The organism is Streptomyces sp. NRRL F-2580 (assembly GCF_000720115.1).
GTDB lineage: Bacteria > Actinomycetota > Actinomycetes > Streptomycetales > Streptomycetaceae > Streptomyces.
In genome coordinates this window covers 217551-236995 of sequence record NZ_JOIR01000003.1, presented here as the reverse complement: position 1 = coordinate 236995, position 19445 = coordinate 217551, and the positions used below count along the sequence as shown (strand labels likewise).

The window sequence follows — 19445 nt, the reverse complement described above, 5'->3', positions numbered from 1 at the left end:
GTCGGCCCGCCAGAAAAGCGTGAGGCACCATCAGTGACAACGATCACCCCGAAACCCGGGAACCAGCCGGTTGCCGACGCCGAGGCCGGGCCCTCACTTCGCGACCGGCCCGCCGCGCCCGGTACGCTCACCGCCGTGCCCCACGCTGATCAGCCCAGAACCACCCAGAAAGACGCCCCGGCAGCGCCGCCGGGAGCGCCCAGGCCCGCGTCCGCCCGCCCGACCCCTCTGGGCGAGCTGGCCACCCTGCTGGGCATCCCGGCGCCCGCCGCGGCGCAGATCACCGGGATCACGCACGACTCCCGTGCGGTCCGCCCCGGAGACCTGTACGCGGCCCTGCCCGGAGCCAGGACGCACGGCGCCGACTTCGCCGCCCAGGCCGCCGGTCTCGGCGCCGCCGCCGTGCTGACCGACCCCGCGGGCGCGGAACGCGCCGCGGCCACCGGCCTGCCGGTCCTCACGGTCGCCGACCCGCGCGGCCGGATGGGAGAGCTCGCCGCCGCGATCTACGGACGCCCCGGCGAGGACCTGCTCCAGATCGGCATCACCGGCACCTCCGGCAAGACCACCACGGCGTACCTCGTCGAAGGCGGCCTGCGCGCGGCGGGCCGCAGCACCGGACTGGTCGGCACCGTCGAGATGCGCATCGGCGACGAGCGCATCAAGTCCGAGCGGACCACCCCCGAGGCCACCGACCTCCAGGCCCTCTTCGCGGTCATGCGCGAACGCGGCGTCGAGGCCGTGGCGATGGAGGTCTCCAGCCACGCCCTGGTGCTCGGGCGCGTCGACGGCTGCGTCTTCGACGTCGCCGTCTTCAACAACCTGAGTCCGGAACACATGGAGTTCCACTCCGACATGGAGGACTACTTCCAGGCGAAGGCCGGGCTCTTCACCGCCCGTCGGGCCCGCCTGGGCGTGGTCAACTTCGACGACGAGTACGGCCGCCGCCTGGTCAAGGAGGCGACGATCCCGGTCGTCACCTTCTCCGCCGCCGGCGACCCGGCCGCCGACTGGCGCGCCGAGGACGTGGTGTTCGGGCCGGCGAGCTCCACCCTGACCCTGCTGGGCCCCGAGGGACAGCGCGTACGGGCGGCCGCGCCGCTGCCCGGCCCGTTCAACGTGGCCAACACCGTCGCCGCGATCGTCACCCTCGCCGCCGCCGGCCTCGACCCGCAGACCGCCGCCGACGGCGTCGCCGCGGTCCCCGGGGTGCCCGGCCGGCTGGAGCGGGTGGACGCGGGACAGCCGTACCTCGCCGTCGTCGACTACGCGCACAAGACGGACGCCGTGGAATCGGTCCTGCGCGCGCTGCGCGAGGTCACCGAGGGCAAGCTGCACGTCGTGCTCGGCTGCGGCGGCGACCGCGACACCACCAAGCGCGCCCCGATGGGCGCCGCGGCCGCCCGGTACGCCGACGTGGCCGTCCTGACCTCCGACAACCCGCGCTCCGAGGACCCGCTCGCGATCCTCGCCGCGATGTTCGAAGGCGCCGTGTCCGTACCGCCCGCCGAGCGGGGCACCGTCCTGGTCGACGCCGACCGGGCCGCGGCCATCGCCGCGGCCGTCGCGCGCGCCCGGCCCGGCGACACCGTGCTGGTGGCGGGCAAGGGCCACGAGCAGGGACAGGACACCGCCGGTGTCGTACGGCCCTTCGACGACCGCACCGTGCTCCGCGCCGCGATCGAGCACCAGGCCGTGCTCGACCAGGCGGCCGATCAAACGACTACGGTCCGACAGGCCGAGGTGAACCAGTGATCGCCCTTTCCCTCGCCGAGATCGCCGACATCACCGGCGGGCGGCCCCACGACATACCGGATCCGTCCGTCCAGGTCACCGGTCCCGTCGTCTACGACTCCCGGGAGGTCCGGCCGGGCAGCCTGTTCGCCGCCTTCGTCGGCGAGCGGGTCGACGGCCACGACTACGCCGAACGCGCGCTCGCCGCCGGCGCCGTGGGCGTCCTCGCGACCCGGCCCGTGGGCGTACCGGCGATCGTCGTACCCGACGTGGTGGCCGCCCTCGGGGCGCTCGCCCGGACCGTCGTCGCCCGCCTGGGCACGGACGTCGTCGCCCTCACCGGCTCCGCCGGCAAGACCTCCACCAAGGACCTGATCGCGCAGGTGCTGCAGCACCACGCGCCCACCGTGTGGACCCCCGGGAACCTGAACAACGAGATCGGCCTGCCGATCACGACGCTGCGCGTCACCGAGGAGACGCAGCACCTGGTCCTGGAGATGGGCGCCCGCGGCATCGGCCACATCCGCTACCTCACCGGGCTGACGCCCCCGCGGATCGGCCTGGTCCTCAACGTCGGCACCGCGCACATCGGCGAGTTCGGCGGCCGGGAGCAGATCGCCCAGGCCAAGGGGGAGCTGGTCGAGGCGCTGCCGGCCGAGGCGGAGGGCGGTGTCGCCGTCCTCAACGCGGACGACCTGCTGGTCCGCGCCATGGCCGGGCGCACGAAGGCCCGTACGGTGCTGTTCGGTGAGGCCGAGGACGCCGACGTCCGGGCCACCGAAGTCCGCATGACGGACAGGGGACAGGCTTCCTTCACATTGCGAACACCGACCGGGTGCAGCGACGTGACCTTGCGGCTGTACGGTGAGCACCACGTGTCGAACGCGCTCGCCGCGGCCGCCGTCGCCCATGTACTGGGCATGTCCGTCGAGGAGATCGCCACCGCGCTCTCCGGAGCGGGCACGCTGTCCCGGTGGCGGATGGAGGTCACCGAGCGCGCGGACGGTGTGACGATCGTCAACGACGCCTACAACGCGAATCCCGAGTCCATGCGGGCCGCACTGCGCGCGCTCGCCGCGATGGGCGGTGCCGGCAGGGCGAACGGGGGACGCACGTGGGCGGTGCTCGGCCCGATGGCCGAGCTCGGGGACGACGCGCTCGCCGAGCACGACGCGGTCGGGCGACTTGTCGTCCGGCTCAACGTGAGCAAGCTCGTCGCAGTCGGGGGCAGGGAAGCCTCCTGGCTGCAACTGGGCGCATATAACGAGGGTTCGTGGGGTGAGGAGTCGGTGCTCGTGTCCGACGCGCAGGCGGCGGTCGACCTGTTGCGCAGTGAACTGCGCCCGGGTGACGTCGTGCTGGTGAAGGCTTCCAGGTCGGCCGGTCTGGAGCGGGTGGCCCAGGCCCTGCTCGAGGGCACTGTCGAGGGCGAGGTCCCCGGCCGATGAGGCAGATCCTGTTCGCCGGTGTCATCGGCATGTTCCTCACCGTTGTCGGCACCCCGCTGCTGATCAAGCTGCTGGCCCGGAAGGGCTACGGCCAGTTCATCCGCGACGACGGCCCGCGCGGCCACGCCGGGAAGAAGGGCACGCCCACCATGGGCGGCATCTCCTTCATCCTGGCCACGCTCGTCGCGTACGCCCTGACGAAGGTCATCACCGGTGAGGCGGTGAGCTTCTCGGGCCTGCTCGTCCTCTTCCTGATGGCGGGCATGGGCCTGGTCGGCTACCTCGACGACTACATCAAGATCGTCAAGCGGCGCTCGCTCGGTCTGCGGGCCAAGGCCAAGATGTCCGGCCAGCTGATCGTCGGCATCGCCTTCGCGGTGCTCGCGCTGCAGTTCAAGGACTCGCGCGGGCTGACCCCGGCCTCCACCAAGCTGTCGTTCGTGACGGACTTCGGCTGGTCGATCGGCCCGGTGCTGTTCGTCGTCTGGGCGCTGTTCATGATCCTGGCCATGTCCAACGGCGTGAACCTGACCGACGGTCTGGACGGTCTGGCCACCGGCGCCGCCGTCATGGTCTTCGGCGCCTACACCTTCATCGGCGTCTGGCAGTTCCAGGAGTCCTGCGTCAACGCGCAGACCCTGCCCAGCCCGAACGCCTGCTTCGAGGTGCGCGACCCGCTGGACCTCGCGGTGGTCGCCTCCGCCCTGATGGGCGCCTGCTTCGGCTTCCTGTGGTGGAACACCTCGCCCGCCAAGATCTTCATGGGTGACACCGGCTCGCTGGCCCTCGGCGGCGCGCTCGCCGGTCTCGCGATCTGCTCCCGCACGGAGTTCCTGATCGCCCTGCTCGGCGGCCTCTTCGTCCTCATCACCATGTCGGTCGTCATCCAGGTCGGCTCGTTCAAGATGACCGGCAAGCGCGTCTTCCGGATGGCTCCGCTGCAGCACCACTTCGAACTCAAGGGGTGGTCCGAAGTCCTTGTGGTGGTCCGCTTCTGGATCATCCAGGGCATGTGCGTGATCGTGGGTCTCGGTCTCTTCTACGCGGGATGGGCAGCCGACAAGTGACCTCCTGGCAGGGCAAGAACATCACCGTGGCCGGTCTCGGCGTGAGTGGCATCAGTGCCGCCCGCGCCCTGGCCGGCCTCGGCGCCGTCGTGACCGTCGTCGACGGCGGCGACGGCGAGGGCCACCGGGCCCGCGCCGCCGAACTGGGCGAGCTGGGGATCTCCGTACGCCTCGCGGACGCCGAGACCCTCCCCGAGGGCACCGAGCTGGTCGTCACCTCGCCCGGCTGGAAGCCCGACAGCCCGCTGTTCGCGGCCGCCGCCGCCGCGGGTGTGGACGTGGTCGGGGACGTCGAGATCGCCTGGCAGCTGCGCGGCGAGAACGCCGCGCCCTGGCTCGCCGTCACCGGTACGAACGGCAAGACCACCACCACCCAGATGCTGGCGTCGATCCTGAGGGCCGCCGGTCTGCGCACCGCCGCCGTCGGCAACATCGGCACCCCCATCATCGACGTGGTGCTCGGCGATCAGCCGTACGACGTGCTCGCCGTCGAACTCTCCAGCTACCAGCTGCACTGGGCGCCCTCGCTGCGCGTCCACTCCGGCGCCGTCCTCAACCTGGCCCCGGACCACCTCGACTGGCACGGCTCGATGGAGGCGTACGCCGCCGACAAGGGCCGGATCTACGAGGGCAACACGGTGGCCTGCGTCTACAACGTGGCCGACCCCGCCACCGAGAAGCTCGTCGAGAACGCCGACGTCGAAGAGGGCTGCCGGGCGATCGGCTTCACCCTCGGCGCCCCCGGCCCCTCCATGCTCGGCGTCGTCGACGGCATCCTCGTCGACCGCGCCTTCGTGGAGAACCGGCAGAAGAACGCCCAGGAGCTCGCCGAGGTCAAGGACGTCAATCCGCCCGCCCCGCACAACATCGCCAACGCGCTCGCCGCGGCGGCCCTGGCCCGCGCCTTCGGCGTGGAGCCGCGCGCGGTCCGCGACGGGCTGCGCGACTTCCGCCCCGACGCCCACCGCGTCGCGCACGTGGACGAGGTCGGCGGGGTCACCTACGTCGACGACTCCAAGGCCACCAACACGCACGCGGCCGAGGCCTCGCTGGCCGCCTTCGAGCCGGTCGTGTGGATCGCCGGCGGCCTCGCCAAGGGCGCGACCTTCGACGAGCTCGTGCAGAAGTCGGCGGAGCGGCTGCGCGGCGTGGTGCTGATCGGCGCCGACCGGGCGCTGATCGCCGAGGCGCTGGCGCGACACGCCCCCGAGGTCCCGGTCGTCGACCTCGACCGGACCGACACTGGGGCGATGCTCGCAGCGGTCCGGGAGGCGGCCGCGCTCGCCGAGCCCGGCGACACGGTCCTGCTGGCACCTGCCTGTGCCTCGATGGACATGTTCGCGAACTACAACGAGCGTGGGGACGCATTCGCCGACGCGGTGCGCGAACTGGCCGCCGAGAGCGCCGCGGACACGGTCTAGGCCGGGGCTCCGGGACAGGGTTCCCTCCGGCCGGCTGCTCGCCTCGTACGAGTGGAGGGGAAGATCACAGATGCCGGCCAAGCAGATGCTGCCGGGGCGGCGGCCGTCCGCCGTGAAGGCGCAGGGCCGCAAGCGGCCCGTGATGCGGGTGAAGCGGCCCGCGGGGCGCGGGCCGCTGGCCGGGCTGCGGCGTACGCAGCGGCAGTTGCGCAAGGCCTGGGACCGTCCGCTCACTGCCTATTACCTGATTTTCGGCAGTTCGCTGCTCATCACCGTGCTCGGCCTGGTGATGGTGTACTCGGCCTCCATGATCAAGGCCCTCCAGCTCGGCCTCGGTGACGCGTACTTCTTCAAGAAGCAGTTCCTCGCGGCCCTCATCGGCACGGGACTGCTGCTGGTCGCCTCCCGAATGCCGGTCAAACTGCACCGGGCGCTGTCCTATCCGGTGCTCGCCGGCACGCTCTTCCTGATGGTCCTGGTCCAAATCCCCGGGATAGGGGTCTCGATCAACGGCAACCAGAATTGGATCTCCCTCGGCGGTCCGTTCATGTTGCAGCCCAGTGAGTTCGGCAAGCTGGCACTGATCCTGTGGGGCGCCGACCTCCTGGCGCGCAAGGGCGACAAGGGGCTGCTCAGCCAGTGGAAGCACCTGCTGGTGCCGCTGGTCCCGGTGGCCTTCCTGCTGCTCGGGCTGATCATGCTGGGCGGGGACATGGGCACCGCGATGATCCTCGGTGCCATCCTCTTGGGCCTGCTCTGGCTCGCGGGCGCCCCGACCCGGATGTTCGTCGGGGTGCTGGCCTTCGCGGGTGCGATCGTCGCCCTGCTCATCAAGACCAGTCCGCACCGGATGGACCGGCTGGAGTGCCTCGGTGCGACAGACCCGGGCAAGAACGACCTTTGCTGGCAGGCCGTGCACGGGATCTACGCCCTCGCCTCGGGCGGATGGTTCGGTTCCGGGCTGGGTGCAAGTGTGGAAAAATGGGGGCAACTACCCGAAGCCCACACCGACTTCATCTTCGCCATCACCGGGGAGGAACTGGGTCTCGCGGGGACGCTGTCGGTGCTCGCCCTGTTCGCGGCTCTAGGCTATGCGGGTATCCGCGTGGCCGGACGCACGGAGGACTCCTTCGTACGGTTTGCCGCGGGAGGCGTGACCACCTGGATCACGGCCCAGGCCGTGATCAACATCGGTGCGGTGCTCGGCCTGCTGCCGATCGCCGGAGTCCCGCTCCCGCTGTTCTCCTACGGGGGGTCAGCCCTGCTGCCGACCATGTTCGCGGTCGGACTGCTCATCGCCTTCGCGCGTGAGGAGCCGGCGGCGCGCGCGGCCCTCGCGATGCGACAGCCGAAGACCGGCTGGTGGCGGACCGGGGTGAGATGGAAGTCGATGAGACGGCGCGTGAAGAAGCGTCCGTCCGGAGAGCGGTGAATTTCGGTGCATGTCGTACTCGCCGGTGGGGGGACCGCCGGCCACATCGAGCCGGCGCTCGCCCTCGCGGACGCCCTGCGCAGGCAGGACCCTTCAGTGGGCATCACCGCCCTCGGCACCGAGCGCGGGCTGGAGACCCGCCTGGTGCCGGAGCGCGGCTACGAGCTCGGGCTGATCCCCGCCGTGCCGCTGCCCCGCAAGCCGACCCCGGAACTGATCACCGTCCCCGGACGGCTGCGCGGCACCATCAAGGCCGCGGAGGAGATCCTCATCCGCACCAAGGCCGACTGCGTCGTCGGTTTCGGCGGTTACGTGGCCCTGCCCGGCTATCTCGCGGCCAAGCGGCTCGGGGTGCCGATCATCGTCCACGAGGCCAACGCCCGGCCCGGACTGGCCAACAAGATCGGCTCCCGGTACGCGCACGCCGTCGCGGTCTCCACCCCCGACAGCAAGCTGCGCGGCGCCCGCTACGTGGGCATCCCGCTGCGCCGCACCATCTCCACCCTCGACCGGGCCGCGGTCCGCCCGGAGGCGCGCGCCGCCTTCGGCCTGGACCCCAACCTGCCGACGCTGCTGGTCTCCGGCGGCTCACAGGGCGCCCGCCGGCTCAACGAGACGATCCAGCAGGCCGCTCCGACCCTGCAGCGCTCCGGCGTCCAGATCCTGCACGCCGTCGGCCCGAAGAACGAACTGCCGCGTGTCGACAACATGCCCGGGATGCCGCCGTATGTACCGGTACCGTACGTGGACCGGATGGATCTCGCGTACGCCGCCGCCGACATGATGCTGTGCCGCGCGGGGGCGATGACCGTCGCCGAACTCTCCGCCGTCGGGCTCCCCGCCGCCTACGTCCCGCTGCCGATCGGCAACGGCGAACAGCGGCTCAACGCCCAGCCGGTGGTCAAGGCCGGCGGCGGCCTCCTCGTCGACGACGCGGAACTGACGCCCGAGTGGGTGCTCAGCCAGGTCCTCCCGGTGCTGTCCGACCCGCACCGCCTGTACGAGATGTCCCGCGCCGCCGGTGAGTTCGGCCGGCGCGACGCCGACGAACTGCTGGTCGGCATGGTGTACGAGGCGATCGCAGCCCACCGGAACCGCTGACGCGGAGCCCAGACGCAGGAGGCACAGGAGTGGCCGGAGAGACGACCGCACAGCGCGGGGCCCCTGGTCCCGGCGGGTCCGGCCGGCCCGCCCGCAAGGGCGCCGGCTCTCCCAAACCACCCAAGCCCCCCAAGTCCGGCACGTCAGCGAAGGGATCCGGTTCGCAGGGCCCCGGCGCACGCCTGCGCCGGGGCCCCGTGCTGGCCTCCCTGGCCGCCGCGGTGTTCCTCGTCGCGGGCGGGACCTGGGCGCTCTACGGCTCCTCCTGGCTCCGCGTCGAGAAGGTCACCGCCACCGGCACGGAGGTGCTCACCCCCGAGCAGGTCCTGGCGGCCGCGACCGTGCCCGTCGGCGCGCCCCTGGTGAGCGTGGACACCGACGAGATCGAGAGCCGCGTCCGCGGCCGGCTGCCCCGCATCGATTCGGTCGACGTGGTGCGGGCCTGGCCGCATGGAATCGGGCTGAAAGTGACGGAACGCAAACCCGTCCTGCTCATCAAAAAGGACGCCAACTTCGTCGAAGTGGACGCTTCGGGTGTGCGATTCGACACGGTTCCGAAAGCACCCGCGGGCGTTCCGGTCCTCGAATTGAACGCCGCACGATCCCCGAGCGCCCGTCGCTTCGACGAGGAACGGCTGCTGCACGAGGCCGTCCTCGTCGCCGGCGCCCTCCCGGAACCGGTCGCCAGGGAAACCGTGCAGGTCAAGGTGGGTTCCTATGATTCCGTGGTCCTGGAGCTGACGAGGGGCCGCTCCGTGACGTGGGGGAGCGGTGAACAGAGCGAGGCGAAGGGGCGTGCGCTGACCGCTTTGCTGAAAGCCGCGCCCGAGGCCGGTCACTTCGACGTGAGCGTCCCCACCGCCCCTGCGGTGTCCGGGAGTTGACTCCCGGTCGAACAACGACGCACCCTGGTTGGCCAGCGATACGGGTGATCACATAGGGTGAAAAGAAAAACGGGAGGTTCGGCGTGTTCGTTGAACACGCGCTACTTGTCGACTTAGTGTCCTGTTCGGAAGAGTCCAAGGAACAGACACACCCCTAACCCTAAACTTCAGGGTGAGGGTTCGGGTCGGCGCGTTCGGACCGTCCCTATTTCGGCATCAGTCGTCGCAACGCAGGCCCGCGAGGCGGCGACACGTAACTCGAGGCGAGAGGCCTTCGACGTGGCAGCACCGCAGAACTACCTCGCAGTCATCAAGGTCATCGGTGTCGGCGGCGGTGGTGTCAATGCCATCAACCGAATGATCGAGGTCGGTCTCAAGGGCGTCGAGTTCATCGCCATCAACACGGACGCCCAGGCGCTGTTGATGAGCGACGCCGACGTCAAGCTCGACGTCGGCCGTGAACTCACCCGCGGCCTCGGCGCCGGCGCCAACCCGGCCGTCGGCCGCAAGGCGGCAGAGGACCACCGCGAGGAGATCGAGGAGGTCCTCAAGGGGGCCGACATGGTCTTCGTCACCGCCGGTGAAGGCGGCGGCACCGGCACCGGCGGCGCACCCGTCGTGGCCAACATCGCGCGCTCGCTGGGCGCCCTGACGATCGGTGTGGTCACCCGGCCGTTCACCTTCGAGGGCCGGCGCCGCGCGAACCAGGCGGAGGACGGCATCGCCGAGCTCCGCGAAGAGGTCGACACCCTCATCGTCATCCCCAACGACCGACTGCTGTCCATCTCGGACCGCCAGGTCAGCGTGCTCGACGCCTTCAAGTCGGCCGACCAGGTCCTGCTCTCGGGCGTCCAGGGCATCACCGACCTCATCACCACCCCGGGTCTGATCAACCTCGACTTCGCCGACGTCAAGTCCGTGATGTCCGAGGCCGGCTCGGCCCTGATGGGCATCGGCTCGGCCCGCGGCGACGACCGCGCGGTGGCCGCGGCCGAGATGGCGATCTCCTCGCCGCTGCTGGAGGCGTCCATCGACGGCGCCCGCGGTGTGCTGCTCTCCATCTCCGGTGGCTCGGACCTCGGTCTCTTCGAGATCAACGAGGCCGCGCAGCTGGTGAGCGAGGCCGCGCACCCCGAGGCGAACATCATCTTCGGTGCCGTGATCGACGACGCGCTCGGCGACGAGGTACGGGTCACCGTCATCGCGGCCGGGTTCGACGGCGGACAGCCCCCGGCCCGCCGGGACAACGTCGTCGGCGCGGCGTCCACCAAGCGCGAGGAGCCGGCCCCGGCTCCGGTCCGCGCCGCCGAGCCGGCCCGCCCGGCCTTCGGCGGACTCGGCACGGTCACCCCGCGCGAGGACCCGCCGGCTCCGGTCGAGCCGGCCCCGGTCGAGACCCAGGCCCCCGCGCCGCAGGTCCCCACGGCCCGCCCGTACCAGGACAGCCCGGCCGAGGAACTGGACGTCCCGGACTTCTTGAAGTGACACCGGAGCAGCACCACGTGGGCGGCGCCCACTTCGCCTTCACCGACAGGTGGGGCGGGGTGAGCGCCGTTCCGTACGAAGAGCTCAACCTCGGCGGCGCGGTCGGAGACGACCCGGCCGCCGTTCGCGCGAACCGGGCACGGGCCGCGGAGTCCCTGGGGCTGGCCCCGGACCGGGTGGTCTGGATGAACCAGGTGCACGGCCGCGACGTCGCCGTGGTGGACGGGCCCTGGGGTCCGGACGAGCAGATCCCCGCGGTGGACGCGGTGGTGACCGCACGTCGGGGGCTCGCCCTCGCGGTGCTCACCGCCGACTGCACGCCAGTCCTGCTGGCGGACCCCGTCGCCGGGGTCGCCGGGGCCGCCCACGCCGGACGGCCGGGACTGGTCGCCGGGGTGGTGCCCGCGGCCGTCGAGGCGATGGTCTCCCTCGGCGCCGAACCCGGGCGGATCATCGCCCGTACCGGACCCGCGGTCTGCGGGCACTGCTACGAGGTGCCCGCGCAGATGCGGGAGGCGGTGGCCGAAGTGGTGCCCGCCGCCCGGGCCGAGACCAGCTGGGGGACACCGGCCGTGGACGTGGTCGCCGGAGTGCACGCGCAGCTCGCGGAGGCGGGGGTGGTGAACAGCCGCCGCTCCCCGGTCTGCACACTGGAGTCGCGGGACCACTTCTCGTACCGCCGAGACCGGGTGACCGGACGGCTCGCCGGATATGTCTGGTTGACGGAGTCTTCCCGGGGGACGCCCCCCGGACCCCCGGGGGGAAAGCAGAATGACGGATCGTAAGTCGGTGCTCGCCGAGAACCTGGCGCGGGTCGAGGAACGCATCGCGTCCGCGTGCGCGGCGGCCGGCCGGGCGCGGGACGAGGTGACGCTCATCGTGGTCACCAAGACCTATCCCGCGAGCGACGTACGACTGCTGGCGGACCTGGGCGTCCGTCATGTTGCGGAGAATCGCGACCAGGACGCCGCCCCCAAGGCCGCGGCCTGCGCGGATCTGCCGCTCAGCTGGCACTTCGTCGGCCAGTTGCAGACGAACAAAGTCCGTTCCGTGGCGGGATACGCGCATGTGGTGCAGTCGGTCGACCGCCCCAGGCTCGTGACCGCCCTCTCGGCCGCCGCCTCGAACGCCGGCCGGGAACTCGGCTGCCTCGTGCAGATCGCCCTCGACGCCGAGTCGGGGGAGCGCGGGGCCCGCGGCGGCGCGGCGCCGGAGCAGCTCGCGGAGTTGGCGGACCTCGTCGCCGGGGCACCGGGGCTGCGGATCGACGGACTGATGACCGTCGCTCCGCTGTCCGGCCCCTACGCGGGACGCGAACAGGCCGCCTTCGAGCGGTTGATGGAATTGTCATCCCGCATGCGCGCGGACCATCCTGCTGCCACGATGGTGTCGGCCGGGATGAGCGCAGACCTGGAACAGGCCGTTGCGGCCGGTGCGACACATGTACGCGTCGGCACTGCGGTACTCGGCGCGAGACCCCGGCTCGGGTAACGTCGCGAAGAAAGTCGGACCACAGCAGAAAATATGGTCATTCCCGCCGATGAGCGGGCAGACCACGTGGATCGCGGGCAGTTGGTGACATTCGTGACACGGCGGCACCTGCGACAGGGCGATCCACCACAGAGCGGAGGACTCGGAGAATGGCCGGCGCGATGCGCAAGATGGCGGTCTACCTCGGCCTCGTGGAGGACGACCGGTACGACAACCCGGGGTACGACCCCGACGACGAGTTCGAGCCCGAGCCGGAGATGGAACGGGCTCGGGAGCGGGATCGCCGACAGCAGCCCGTGCACCAATCGCCCATTTCGGACGAACCGGTACGAGCCGTACAGCCTCCGGCGCAGCGGGAGCCCATCCCAATTCCGGTGGAAAACGGACGTCCTGCGCGAATTGCCCCCGTGGCATCCATCACACCTGATCGCACGAACCTGGAGAAGAACGCCCCCGTGATCATGCCCAAGGTCGTCTCCGAGCGGGAGCCGTACCGCATCACGACGCTGCACCCCCGGACCTACAACGAGGCCCGTACCATCGGGGAACACTTCCGTGAGGGCACTCCGGTGATCATGAATCTCACGGAGATGGACGACACGGACGCGAAGCGTCTCGTGGACTTCGCCGCCGGACTCGTCTTCGGTCTGCACGGCAGCATTGAACGCGTGACACAGAAGGTGTTCCTGCTGTCGCCTGCTAACGTCGATGTCACGGCGGAGGACAAGGCTCGCATCGCGGAGGGCGGGTTCTTCAACCAAAGCTAGACCGATCCGTCAGATACGGGACCGGGAACAGAGCGGGAAACGGGGAGAGGGAAGCGCGGGATGGGCGTCGCACTGCAGGTGGTCTACATCGCGCTGATGTGCTTCCTCATCGTGCTGATCTTCCGACTGGTCATGGACTACGTGTTCCAGTTCGCACGTTCATGGGCCCCCGGCAAGGCGATGGTGGTCGTTCTGGAGGCCACCTACACTGTCACCGATCCACCGCTCAAGCTTCTTCGGCGGCTCATCCCGCCGTTGCGTCTCGGGGGCGTGGCACTCGACCTGTCCTTCTTCGTTCTGATGATCATCGTTTACATCCTCATCAGTTTCGTGAGCACCGCTGCGAGAAGCGTGTGAACGATGAACTTCTCCGCGCGCGCGGGGACAGTCCCGATACGGTCTTGCCGACTGCCGACGACTACGTAGAGGTGAAGAAGACATGCCGCTGACTCCCGAGGACGTGCGGAACAAGCAGTTCACGACCGTCCGCCTCCGAGAAGGCTATGACGAGGACGAGGTCGATGCCTTCCTCGACGAGGTCGAGTCCGAACTGACGCGCCTGCTGCGCGAGAACGAGGACCTGCGCGCCAAGCTGGCAGCCGCCACGCGTGCCGCCGCGCAGAACCAGCAGCAGCAGGGCATGCGCAAGCCGGAACCCCAGGACCAGCGCGGCCCCGGCGCCCCCGTGCCCGCGGCCATATCCGGCCCGCCGCAGCAGCAGCAGCAGATGGGCCCGCCGCAGCTCCCGGGCGGCCAGCCGCAGCTCCCGCCGGGCCCCGGCGGTCAGGGCCAGCAGGGCCCCGGCCAGATGGGCGGCCCCATGGGCGGCCCCATGCAGCAGCACCCCATGGGTGGACCGCAGGGCATGGGCCAGCAGGGCATGGGCCAGCAGCAGTCCATGGGCGGTCAGAACCCGCTCGGCCAGCAGATGCAGCCCATGGGCCAGCAGATGCAGCAGATGGGGCAGCAGATGCAGCCCATGGGTCAGCCGATGCAGCAGATGCAGCAGCAGCCGCAGCTCCCGCAGCAGGGCCCCGGTGGCGACAGCGCCGCCCGCGTCCTGTCCCTGGCGCAGCAGACCGCCGACCAGGCGATCGCGGAGGCCCGCTCCGAGGCCAACAAGATCGTCGGCGAGGCCCGGTCGCGCGCCGAGGGCCTGGAGCGGGACGCCCGCGCCAAGGCCGACGCGCTGGAGCGGGACGCGCAGGAGAAGCACCGCGTCGCGATGGGCTCCCTGGAGTCCGCCCGCGCCACGCTGGAGCGCAAGGTCGAGGACCTGCGGGGCTTCGAGCGTGAGTACCGTACGCGTCTGAAGTCCTACCTGGAGTCGCAGCTGCGCCAGCTGGAGACCCAGGCCGACGACTCGCTCGCCCCGCCGCGGAACCCGGCCGGTCCCGCACTGCCGCCGTCGCCGTCGCCCTCGATGGCTCCGGCCGGCGCGATGGGGCACTCCATGGGTGGTCCCTCGATGGGCGGCCCGTCGCCCATGGGCGGTCCCTCCCCGATGGGCGCGGGCCCGTCGTACGGCGGCCAGCAGCAGATGTCCCCGGCGATGACCCAGCCGATGGCTCCGGTGCGGCCGGCTGCGCCGCAGCCGATGCAGGCGCCGTCGCCGATGCGGGGCTTTCTGATCGACGAGGACGACAACTAGGCGCCGCCGCCGTCTCTGCGGTCGGCAGCCGCGCTTTCCGGGCCGGGCCCGAGGTTCCACGGAACCTCGGGCCCGGCCCGTTTGCGTACCCGGGTGCGGCGCGGTTGCGGGGGCGCTGCCCCCGAGCCCCCGCGCCTCAAACGCCGGCGGGGCTGAAAGACCGGGGCTCCGCCCCGAACCCCGCGCCTCAAACGCCGGCGGGGCTGGATGGTGCGGCGAGGCTGGATGGTGCGGCGGAGCCCCAAGAAAGGGAAACGGCCCGTACCTCCCGGCCGGGGGAGGTACGGGCCGCTCGGTCCGAGGGTTACGCCTTGCGGAGGCGGAACGTCAGGGACAGGGACTCGTCCGTGAACGGGTCACCGTACGCGCCGTCGGCCTCGCCGGAGGCGAAGTCCGTGGCGAGGACCTCGTCCGCGATCAGGCCGGCGTGGTCCGTCAGGGCCGTCACGACCTCCGGGTCCGCGGAGGACCACCGCAGGGCGATGCGGTCCGCCACGTCCAGCCCCGAGTTCTTGCGGGCCTCCTGGATCAGGCGGATCGCGTCACGCGCCAGGCCCGCCAGCCGCAGCTCCGGGGTGATCTCCAGGTCCAGGGCCACCGTCGCGCCGGAGTCGGACGCCACCGACCAGCCCTCGCGCGGGGTCTCCGTGATGATGACCTCCTCCGGGGAGAGGGAGATCTCCTCGCCGTTCAGCGAGATGACCGCCGAGCCGGACCGCAGGGCCAGGGACAGCGCCGCCGCGTCGGCCGCGGCCACCGCCTTCGCCACGTCCTGGACGCCCTTGCCGAAGCGCTTGCCCAGCGCCCGGAAGTTCGCCTTCGCCGTCGTGTCGACCAGCGAGCCGCCGACCTCCGACAGGGAGGCCAGGGAGGAGACGTTCAGCTCCTCCGTGATCTGGGCCTGGAGGTCGGGGGACAGGGCGTCGAAGCCCGTCGCGCCGACCAGGGCCCGGGAAAGCGGCTGGCGGGTCTTCACGCCCGACTCGGCCCGCGTGGCCCGGCCCAGCTCCACCAGGCGGCGGACCAGCAGCATCTGCTGAGAGAGGGTCGGGTCGATCGCCGAGGTGTCGGCGGCCGGCCACGTCGACAGGTGCACCGACTCCGGGGCGTCCGGGGTGACCGGGACGATCATGTCCTGCCAGACCCGCTCGGTGATGAAGGGGGTGAGCGGGGCCATCAGGCGCGTGACCGTCTCGACGACCTCGTGCAGGGTGCTCAGGGCAGCCTTGTCGCCCTGCCAGAAGCGGCGGCGCGAGCGGCGGACGTACCAGTTCGACAGGTCGTCCACGAACGCGGACAGCAGCTTGCCGGCGCGCTGGGTGTCGTACGCCTCCATCGCGTCCGTGACCTCGGCGACGAGGGTGTGGAGCTCGGAGAGCAGCCAGCGGTCGAGGACCGTGCGGTCCGCCGGGGCCGGGTCGGCCGCGGAGGGCGCCCAGTTCGACGTACGGGCGTACAGCGCCTGGAAGGCGACCGTGTTCCAGTACGTGAGGAGCGTCTTGCGCACGACCTCCTGGATCGTGCCGTGGCCGACGCGCCGCGCCGCCCACGGGGAGCCGCCGGCCGCCATGAACCAGCGCACCGCGTCCGCGCCGTGCTGGTCCATGAGCGGGATCGGCTGGAGGATGTTGCCCAGGTGCTTGGACATCTTGCGGCCGTCCTCGGCGAGGATGTGGCCCAGGCAGACCACGTTCTCGTAGGAGGACTTGTCGAAGACGAGGGTGCCGACCGCCATCAGCGTGTAGAACCAGCCGCGGGTCTGGTCGATGGCCTCCGAGATGAACTGCGCCGGGTAGCGCTTCTCGAAGATCTCCTTGTTCTTGTACGGGTAGCCCCACTGCGCGAACGGCATCGAGCCCGAGTCGTACCAGGCGTCGATGACCTCCGGCACGCGGACCGAGGTGAGGGTGCAGCCCTCGGCGGTGCAGGGGAAGGTTACGTCGTCGATGTACGGGCGGTGCGGGTCCAGGTTCGAGTGGTCCTGGCCGGAGAGCTCGCTCAGCTCGGCGCGGGAGCCGACGCAGGTGAGGTGGTTCTCCTCACAGCGCCAGATCGGCAGCGGGGTGCCCCAGTAGCGGTTGCGGGAGAGCGCCCAGTCGATGTTGTTGTTCAGCCAGTCGCCGAAGCGGCCCTGCTTGACCGAGTCCGGGAACCAGTTCGTCTTCTCGTTCTCCCGCAGCATCGCGTCCTTGACGGCGGTGGTGCGGATGTACCAGGACGGCTGCGCGTAGTAGAGCAGGGCCGTGTGACAGCGCCAGCAGTGCGGGTAGCTGTGCTCGTAGGCGATGTGCTTGAAGAGCAGGCCGCGCGCGTCGAGGTCGGCGGTCAGCTTCTCGTCGGCCTTCTTGAAGAAGATGCCGCCGACCAGCGGGACCTCCTCCTCGAAGGTGCCGTCGGGGCGGACCGGGTTCACGACGGGCAGGCCGTACGCGCGGCAGACCGCGAGGTCGTCGGCGCCGAAGGCGGGGGACTGGTGGACCAGACCGGTGCCGTCCTCGGTCGTGACGTACTCGGCGTTCACGACGTAGTGGGCGGGCGCCGGGAACTCGACGAGGCCGAAGGGGCGCTCGTACGTCCAGCGCTCCATCTCCTTGCCCGTGAAGGTCTGGCCGGTGGCCTCCCAGCCCTCGCCCAGGGACTTCTCCAGCAGCGGCTGGGCGACGACCAGCTTCTCCTCGCCGTTGGTGGCGACGACGTAGGTGACCTCGGGGTGCGCGGCGACGGCCGTGTTGGACACCAGGGTCCACGGGGTCGTCGTCCACACCAGCAGCGCCGCCTCGCCCGCGAGCGGGCCGGAGGTCAGCGGGAAGCGGACGTAGACCGAGGGGTCCACGACCGTCTCGTAGCCCTGGGCCAGCTCGTGGTCCGAGAGGCCGGTGCCGCAGCGCGGGCACCAGGGGGCGACGCGGTGGTCCTGGGTGAGCAGACCCTTGTTGAAGATCTCCTTCAGCGACCACCACACGGACTCGACGTACTCGGGGTCCATGGTCCGGTAGGCGTCGTCCAGGTCGACCCAGTAGCCCATCCGGGTCGTGAGCTCGGTGAACGCGTCGGTGTGGCGGGTCACGGACTCGCGGCACTTGGCGTTGAACTCGGCGATGCCGTACGCCTCGATGTCCTGCTTGCCGTTGAAGCCGAGCTCCTTCTCGACGGCGAGCTCGACGGGCAGGCCGTGGCAGTCCCAGCCGGCCTTGCGGGCCACGTGGTAGCCGCGCATGGTGCGGAAGCGGGGGAAGACGTCCTTGAAGACGCGGGCCTCGATGTGGTGCGCGCCGGGCATGCCGTTCGCGGTCGGCGGGCCCTCGTAGAAGACCCACTCGGGGCGTCCCTCGGACTGCTCCAGGGTCTTGGCGAAGGTCTTGCTCTCGCGCCAGAAGTCGAGGACCGCATGCTCGAGGGCAGGCAGGTCGACCTGGGCGGGTACCGGGCGGTACTGCGGCGGTGTGGTCATGAGGCTGAACTCTTCCTCCGGCGGGGTGTCACTTCCGTCCGGAGGGACGAGAGCCGTTCTGGAAGATCCAGGACGCCTGCTCCCGCGGTACCACCCTCCTTGGCCGCCGGACGGATCCGGTGGCCCCCTCATTGGGGTGCGAAGCCGGTTCTACTCGCCGTACGGGGATCCGTGCGGGTTTCTTCCGGCGGCTCAGGGGTGATCCTTCGCGTCGCGCTCGCCCCCGGGCTCTCACCGTCCCCGGGTCGCTCCTGGCTGCGTACGGCGCTACTCGTCCCCGTCCATGCCTTTCGCTGGGCCCAGTGTACGGGCCGGGGGCACGCGCGGCCGACCGGTTTGCGGGGGCCCGTGCGGGGGGCGGCGGCACGGCGTGGCGGGGGCGCGGGCGGAGCGCGGCCGGGAGCGCGGGGCGGGCCGTGCGTGACCCGAATGGACCCAGGGCGCCGGTACGGACGCGGGTGGGGCGGGAGTGGCGGATTACCGGGGCTCCGGATGGGCACAACGGATGCAGGTTGACCTCGATGGATGCGTGCCCCGTTGCCGCGGGGCTGGAGTCGATTTATCGTTCCGGCATGATTCGCGAGCAATGATCACAGTATGTGAAGGGGCCGCGGCCATGGTGGCGAAGAAGACCGCCGGGAGTACTGCCAAGAAGGCTGTCGGGAAGGCCGCAGGGAAGGCGGAGGCCTCCGAGGACACGGCTCCCGCCAGGAAGGCGACCGCTGCCGGGAAGGCCGCCGCTGCCACGAAGGCTCCGGCGAAGAAGGCCGCGGCCAAGAAGGCTCCGCCGAAGACGACTGCGGTGAAGAAGGCGCCGGTGAAGACGACTGCGGTGAAGACGACTGCGGTGAAGTCGACTGCGGTGAAGAAGGTTCCGGCCAGGAAGGCGCCGGCCGACAAGGCGACCACCGTCACGAAGACGACCGCCGTCGACAAGCGGACGGTAGCGGCCAAGCAGGACGCGACCGAGGGGGCGGCGCATGCCGCGAAGAAGACGGGAGTCCGGAAAGTGGTTGCCAAGAAGAGCACCGGCACGGCGAGGAAGACGGCTGCGGCCGCCACCAGCGGGCTGCCCAAGGTGCGGGCCACGGCGGCCCTCACCCCCGGCGAGCTCGCCGTACGGCCCGGCGAGGACCCCTGGACCCAAACGGAGGTCGACGAGGCCCGCAGCGAGCTGACGAGCGAGGTGCTGCGGCTGCGCGCCGAGCTCGACGCCTCGGAAGTGGCGATCAGCGGCCTGATGCGGGACTCGGGCGACGGCGCGGGCGATGACCAGGCCGACACCGGCACCAAGAACATCACCCGGGAGTCCGAGCTGGCCCTCGCGGCGAACGCCACCTCGATGCTGGAGCAGACCGAGCGGGCCCTGGAACGGCTGGCGGCGGGCACGTACGGGCTCTGCGAGAACTGCGGGCAGCCCATCGGCAAGGCCAGGATGCAGGCCTTCCCACGGGCCACCCTGTGCGTGGACTGCAAGCAGAAGCAGGAGCGGCGGCACTAGGCGGCGGCCCGG

Annotated in this window: 15 protein-coding genes; 14 read left to right on the top strand and 1 reads right to left on the bottom strand. The window is 71.0% G+C overall.

Annotated elements, in window-relative coordinates; translation table 11 throughout:
- Nucleotides 1-33 precede the first annotated feature (33 nt).
- The 13 genes from IF88_RS0104150 to IF88_RS0104090 all read left to right on the top strand — a co-directional run bounded on the left by IF88_RS0104150 (nucleotide 34) and on the right by IF88_RS0104090 (nucleotide 14481).
- A complete protein-coding gene (locus IF88_RS0104150) occupies nucleotides 34-1755 on the top strand; it encodes a UDP-N-acetylmuramoyl-L-alanyl-D-glutamate--2,6-diaminopimelate ligase (protein ID WP_030707348.1) in 1722 nt (573 codons plus the stop codon).
- Nucleotides 1752-3182 (top strand): UDP-N-acetylmuramoyl-tripeptide--D-alanyl-D-alanine ligase, encoded by a 1431-nt coding sequence (locus IF88_RS0104145; RefSeq protein WP_030707346.1) that lies wholly within the window; start codon nucleotides 1752-1754, stop codon nucleotides 3180-3182. The genes IF88_RS0104150 and IF88_RS0104145 overlap by 4 nt, the downstream gene beginning before the upstream one ends.
- Nucleotides 3179-4249 (top strand): phospho-N-acetylmuramoyl-pentapeptide-transferase, encoded by a 1071-nt coding sequence (gene mraY, locus IF88_RS0104140; RefSeq protein WP_030707344.1) that lies wholly within the window; start codon nucleotides 3179-3181, stop codon nucleotides 4247-4249. The genes IF88_RS0104145 and mraY overlap by 4 nt, the downstream gene beginning before the upstream one ends.
- On the top strand, nucleotides 4231-5670 hold the full coding sequence (murD, locus tag IF88_RS0104135) for a UDP-N-acetylmuramoyl-L-alanine--D-glutamate ligase (RefSeq protein WP_051836424.1): 1440 nt from the start codon (nucleotides 4231-4233) through the stop codon (nucleotides 5668-5670). Before mraY ends, murD begins: the two co-directional genes overlap by 19 nt.
- Before the next feature lie 70 nt (nucleotides 5671-5740).
- Nucleotides 5741-7102 carry a putative lipid II flippase FtsW gene (gene ftsW / locus IF88_RS0104130; RefSeq protein WP_030707340.1) on the top strand — a complete coding sequence of 454 codons (1362 nt, stop codon included), beginning with the start codon at nucleotides 5741-5743 and terminating at the stop codon, nucleotides 7100-7102.
- 6 nt (nucleotides 7103-7108) lie between these two features.
- The gene (gene murG / locus IF88_RS0104125) at nucleotides 7109-8203 is read left to right on the top strand and encodes an undecaprenyldiphospho-muramoylpentapeptide beta-N-acetylglucosaminyltransferase (protein ID WP_030707339.1); all 1095 of its coding nucleotides are present in this window, start codon (nucleotides 7109-7111) and stop codon (nucleotides 8201-8203) included.
- 29 nt (nucleotides 8204-8232) lie between these two features.
- On the top strand, nucleotides 8233-9087 hold the full coding sequence (locus IF88_RS0104120; protein WP_078892705.1) for an FtsQ-type POTRA domain-containing protein: 855 nt from the start codon (nucleotides 8233-8235) through the stop codon (nucleotides 9085-9087).
- A 279-nt stretch (nucleotides 9088-9366) separates the two neighbouring features.
- Nucleotides 9367-10572 carry a cell division protein FtsZ gene (gene ftsZ, locus IF88_RS0104115; protein WP_030707337.1) on the top strand — a complete coding sequence of 402 codons (1206 nt, stop codon included), beginning with the start codon at nucleotides 9367-9369 and terminating at the stop codon, nucleotides 10570-10572.
- Entirely contained in the window at nucleotides 10569-11357 is a 789-nt protein-coding gene (gene pgeF / locus IF88_RS0104110; protein WP_420710903.1) for a peptidoglycan editing factor PgeF, read from the top strand. The genes ftsZ and pgeF overlap by 4 nt, the downstream gene beginning before the upstream one ends.
- Nucleotides 11344-12063 (top strand): YggS family pyridoxal phosphate-dependent enzyme, encoded by a 720-nt coding sequence (locus IF88_RS0104105; protein ID WP_030707334.1) that lies wholly within the window; start codon nucleotides 11344-11346, stop codon nucleotides 12061-12063. Before pgeF ends, IF88_RS0104105 begins: the two co-directional genes overlap by 14 nt.
- 149 nt (nucleotides 12064-12212) lie before the next feature.
- Nucleotides 12213-12830, top strand: coding sequence for a cell division protein SepF (locus tag IF88_RS0104100; protein WP_030707332.1), 618 nt, complete (start codon nucleotides 12213-12215; stop codon nucleotides 12828-12830).
- 60 nt (nucleotides 12831-12890) lie between these two features.
- Nucleotides 12891-13187 carry a YggT family protein gene (locus tag IF88_RS0104095; RefSeq protein WP_030707331.1) on the top strand — a complete coding sequence of 99 codons (297 nt, stop codon included), beginning with the start codon at nucleotides 12891-12893 and terminating at the stop codon, nucleotides 13185-13187.
- 82 nt (nucleotides 13188-13269) lie between these two features.
- Nucleotides 13270-14481: a DivIVA domain-containing protein gene (locus tag IF88_RS0104090; protein WP_030707329.1), complete on the top strand. Its 1212-nt coding sequence runs from the start codon at nucleotides 13270-13272 to the stop codon at nucleotides 14479-14481.
- Between the two features lie 304 nt (nucleotides 14482-14785).
- On the opposite strand, the gene ileS is transcribed toward IF88_RS0104090, so the two are convergent.
- Complete coding sequence (gene ileS, locus IF88_RS0104085) at nucleotides 14786-17932, bottom strand: isoleucine--tRNA ligase (protein ID WP_030707327.1); 3147 nt, start codon at nucleotides 17930-17932, stop codon at nucleotides 14786-14788.
- A 616-nt stretch (nucleotides 17933-18548) separates the two neighbouring features.
- Here ileS and IF88_RS0104080 point away from each other — a divergent pair.
- Nucleotides 18549-19433, top strand: coding sequence for a TraR/DksA family transcriptional regulator (locus IF88_RS0104080; RefSeq protein WP_030707325.1), 885 nt, complete (start codon nucleotides 18549-18551; stop codon nucleotides 19431-19433).
- The last annotated feature ends 12 nt before the right edge of the window (nucleotides 19434-19445 follow it).

Bases quoted from the DNA above. Each gene is read 5' to 3' on its own strand.
- mraY (WP_030707344.1), top strand. From the start codon at position 3,179: ATGAGGCAGATCCTGTTCGCCGGTGTCATCGGCATGTTCCTCACCGTT.
- murD (WP_051836424.1), top strand. From the start codon at position 4,231: ATGGGCAGCCGACAAGTGACCTCCTGGCAGGGCAAGAACATCACCGTG.
- ftsW (WP_030707340.1), top strand. From the start codon at position 5,741: ATGCCGGCCAAGCAGATGCTGCCGGGGCGGCGGCCGTCCGCCGTGAAG.
- IF88_RS0104105 (WP_030707334.1), top strand. From the start codon at position 11,344: ATGACGGATCGTAAGTCGGTGCTCGCCGAGAACCTGGCGCGGGTCGAG.
- IF88_RS0104100 (WP_030707332.1), top strand. From the start codon at position 12,213: ATGGCCGGCGCGATGCGCAAGATGGCGGTCTACCTCGGCCTCGTGGAG.
- IF88_RS0104095 (WP_030707331.1), top strand. From the start codon at position 12,891: ATGGGCGTCGCACTGCAGGTGGTCTACATCGCGCTGATGTGCTTCCTC.
- IF88_RS0104090 (WP_030707329.1), top strand. From the start codon at position 13,270: ATGCCGCTGACTCCCGAGGACGTGCGGAACAAGCAGTTCACGACCGTC.
- ileS (WP_030707327.1), bottom strand. From the start codon at position 17,932: ATGACCACACCGCCGCAGTACCGCCCGGTACCCGCCCAGGTCGACCTG.
- IF88_RS0104080 (WP_030707325.1), top strand. From the start codon at position 18,549: ATGGTGGCGAAGAAGACCGCCGGGAGTACTGCCAAGAAGGCTGTCGGG.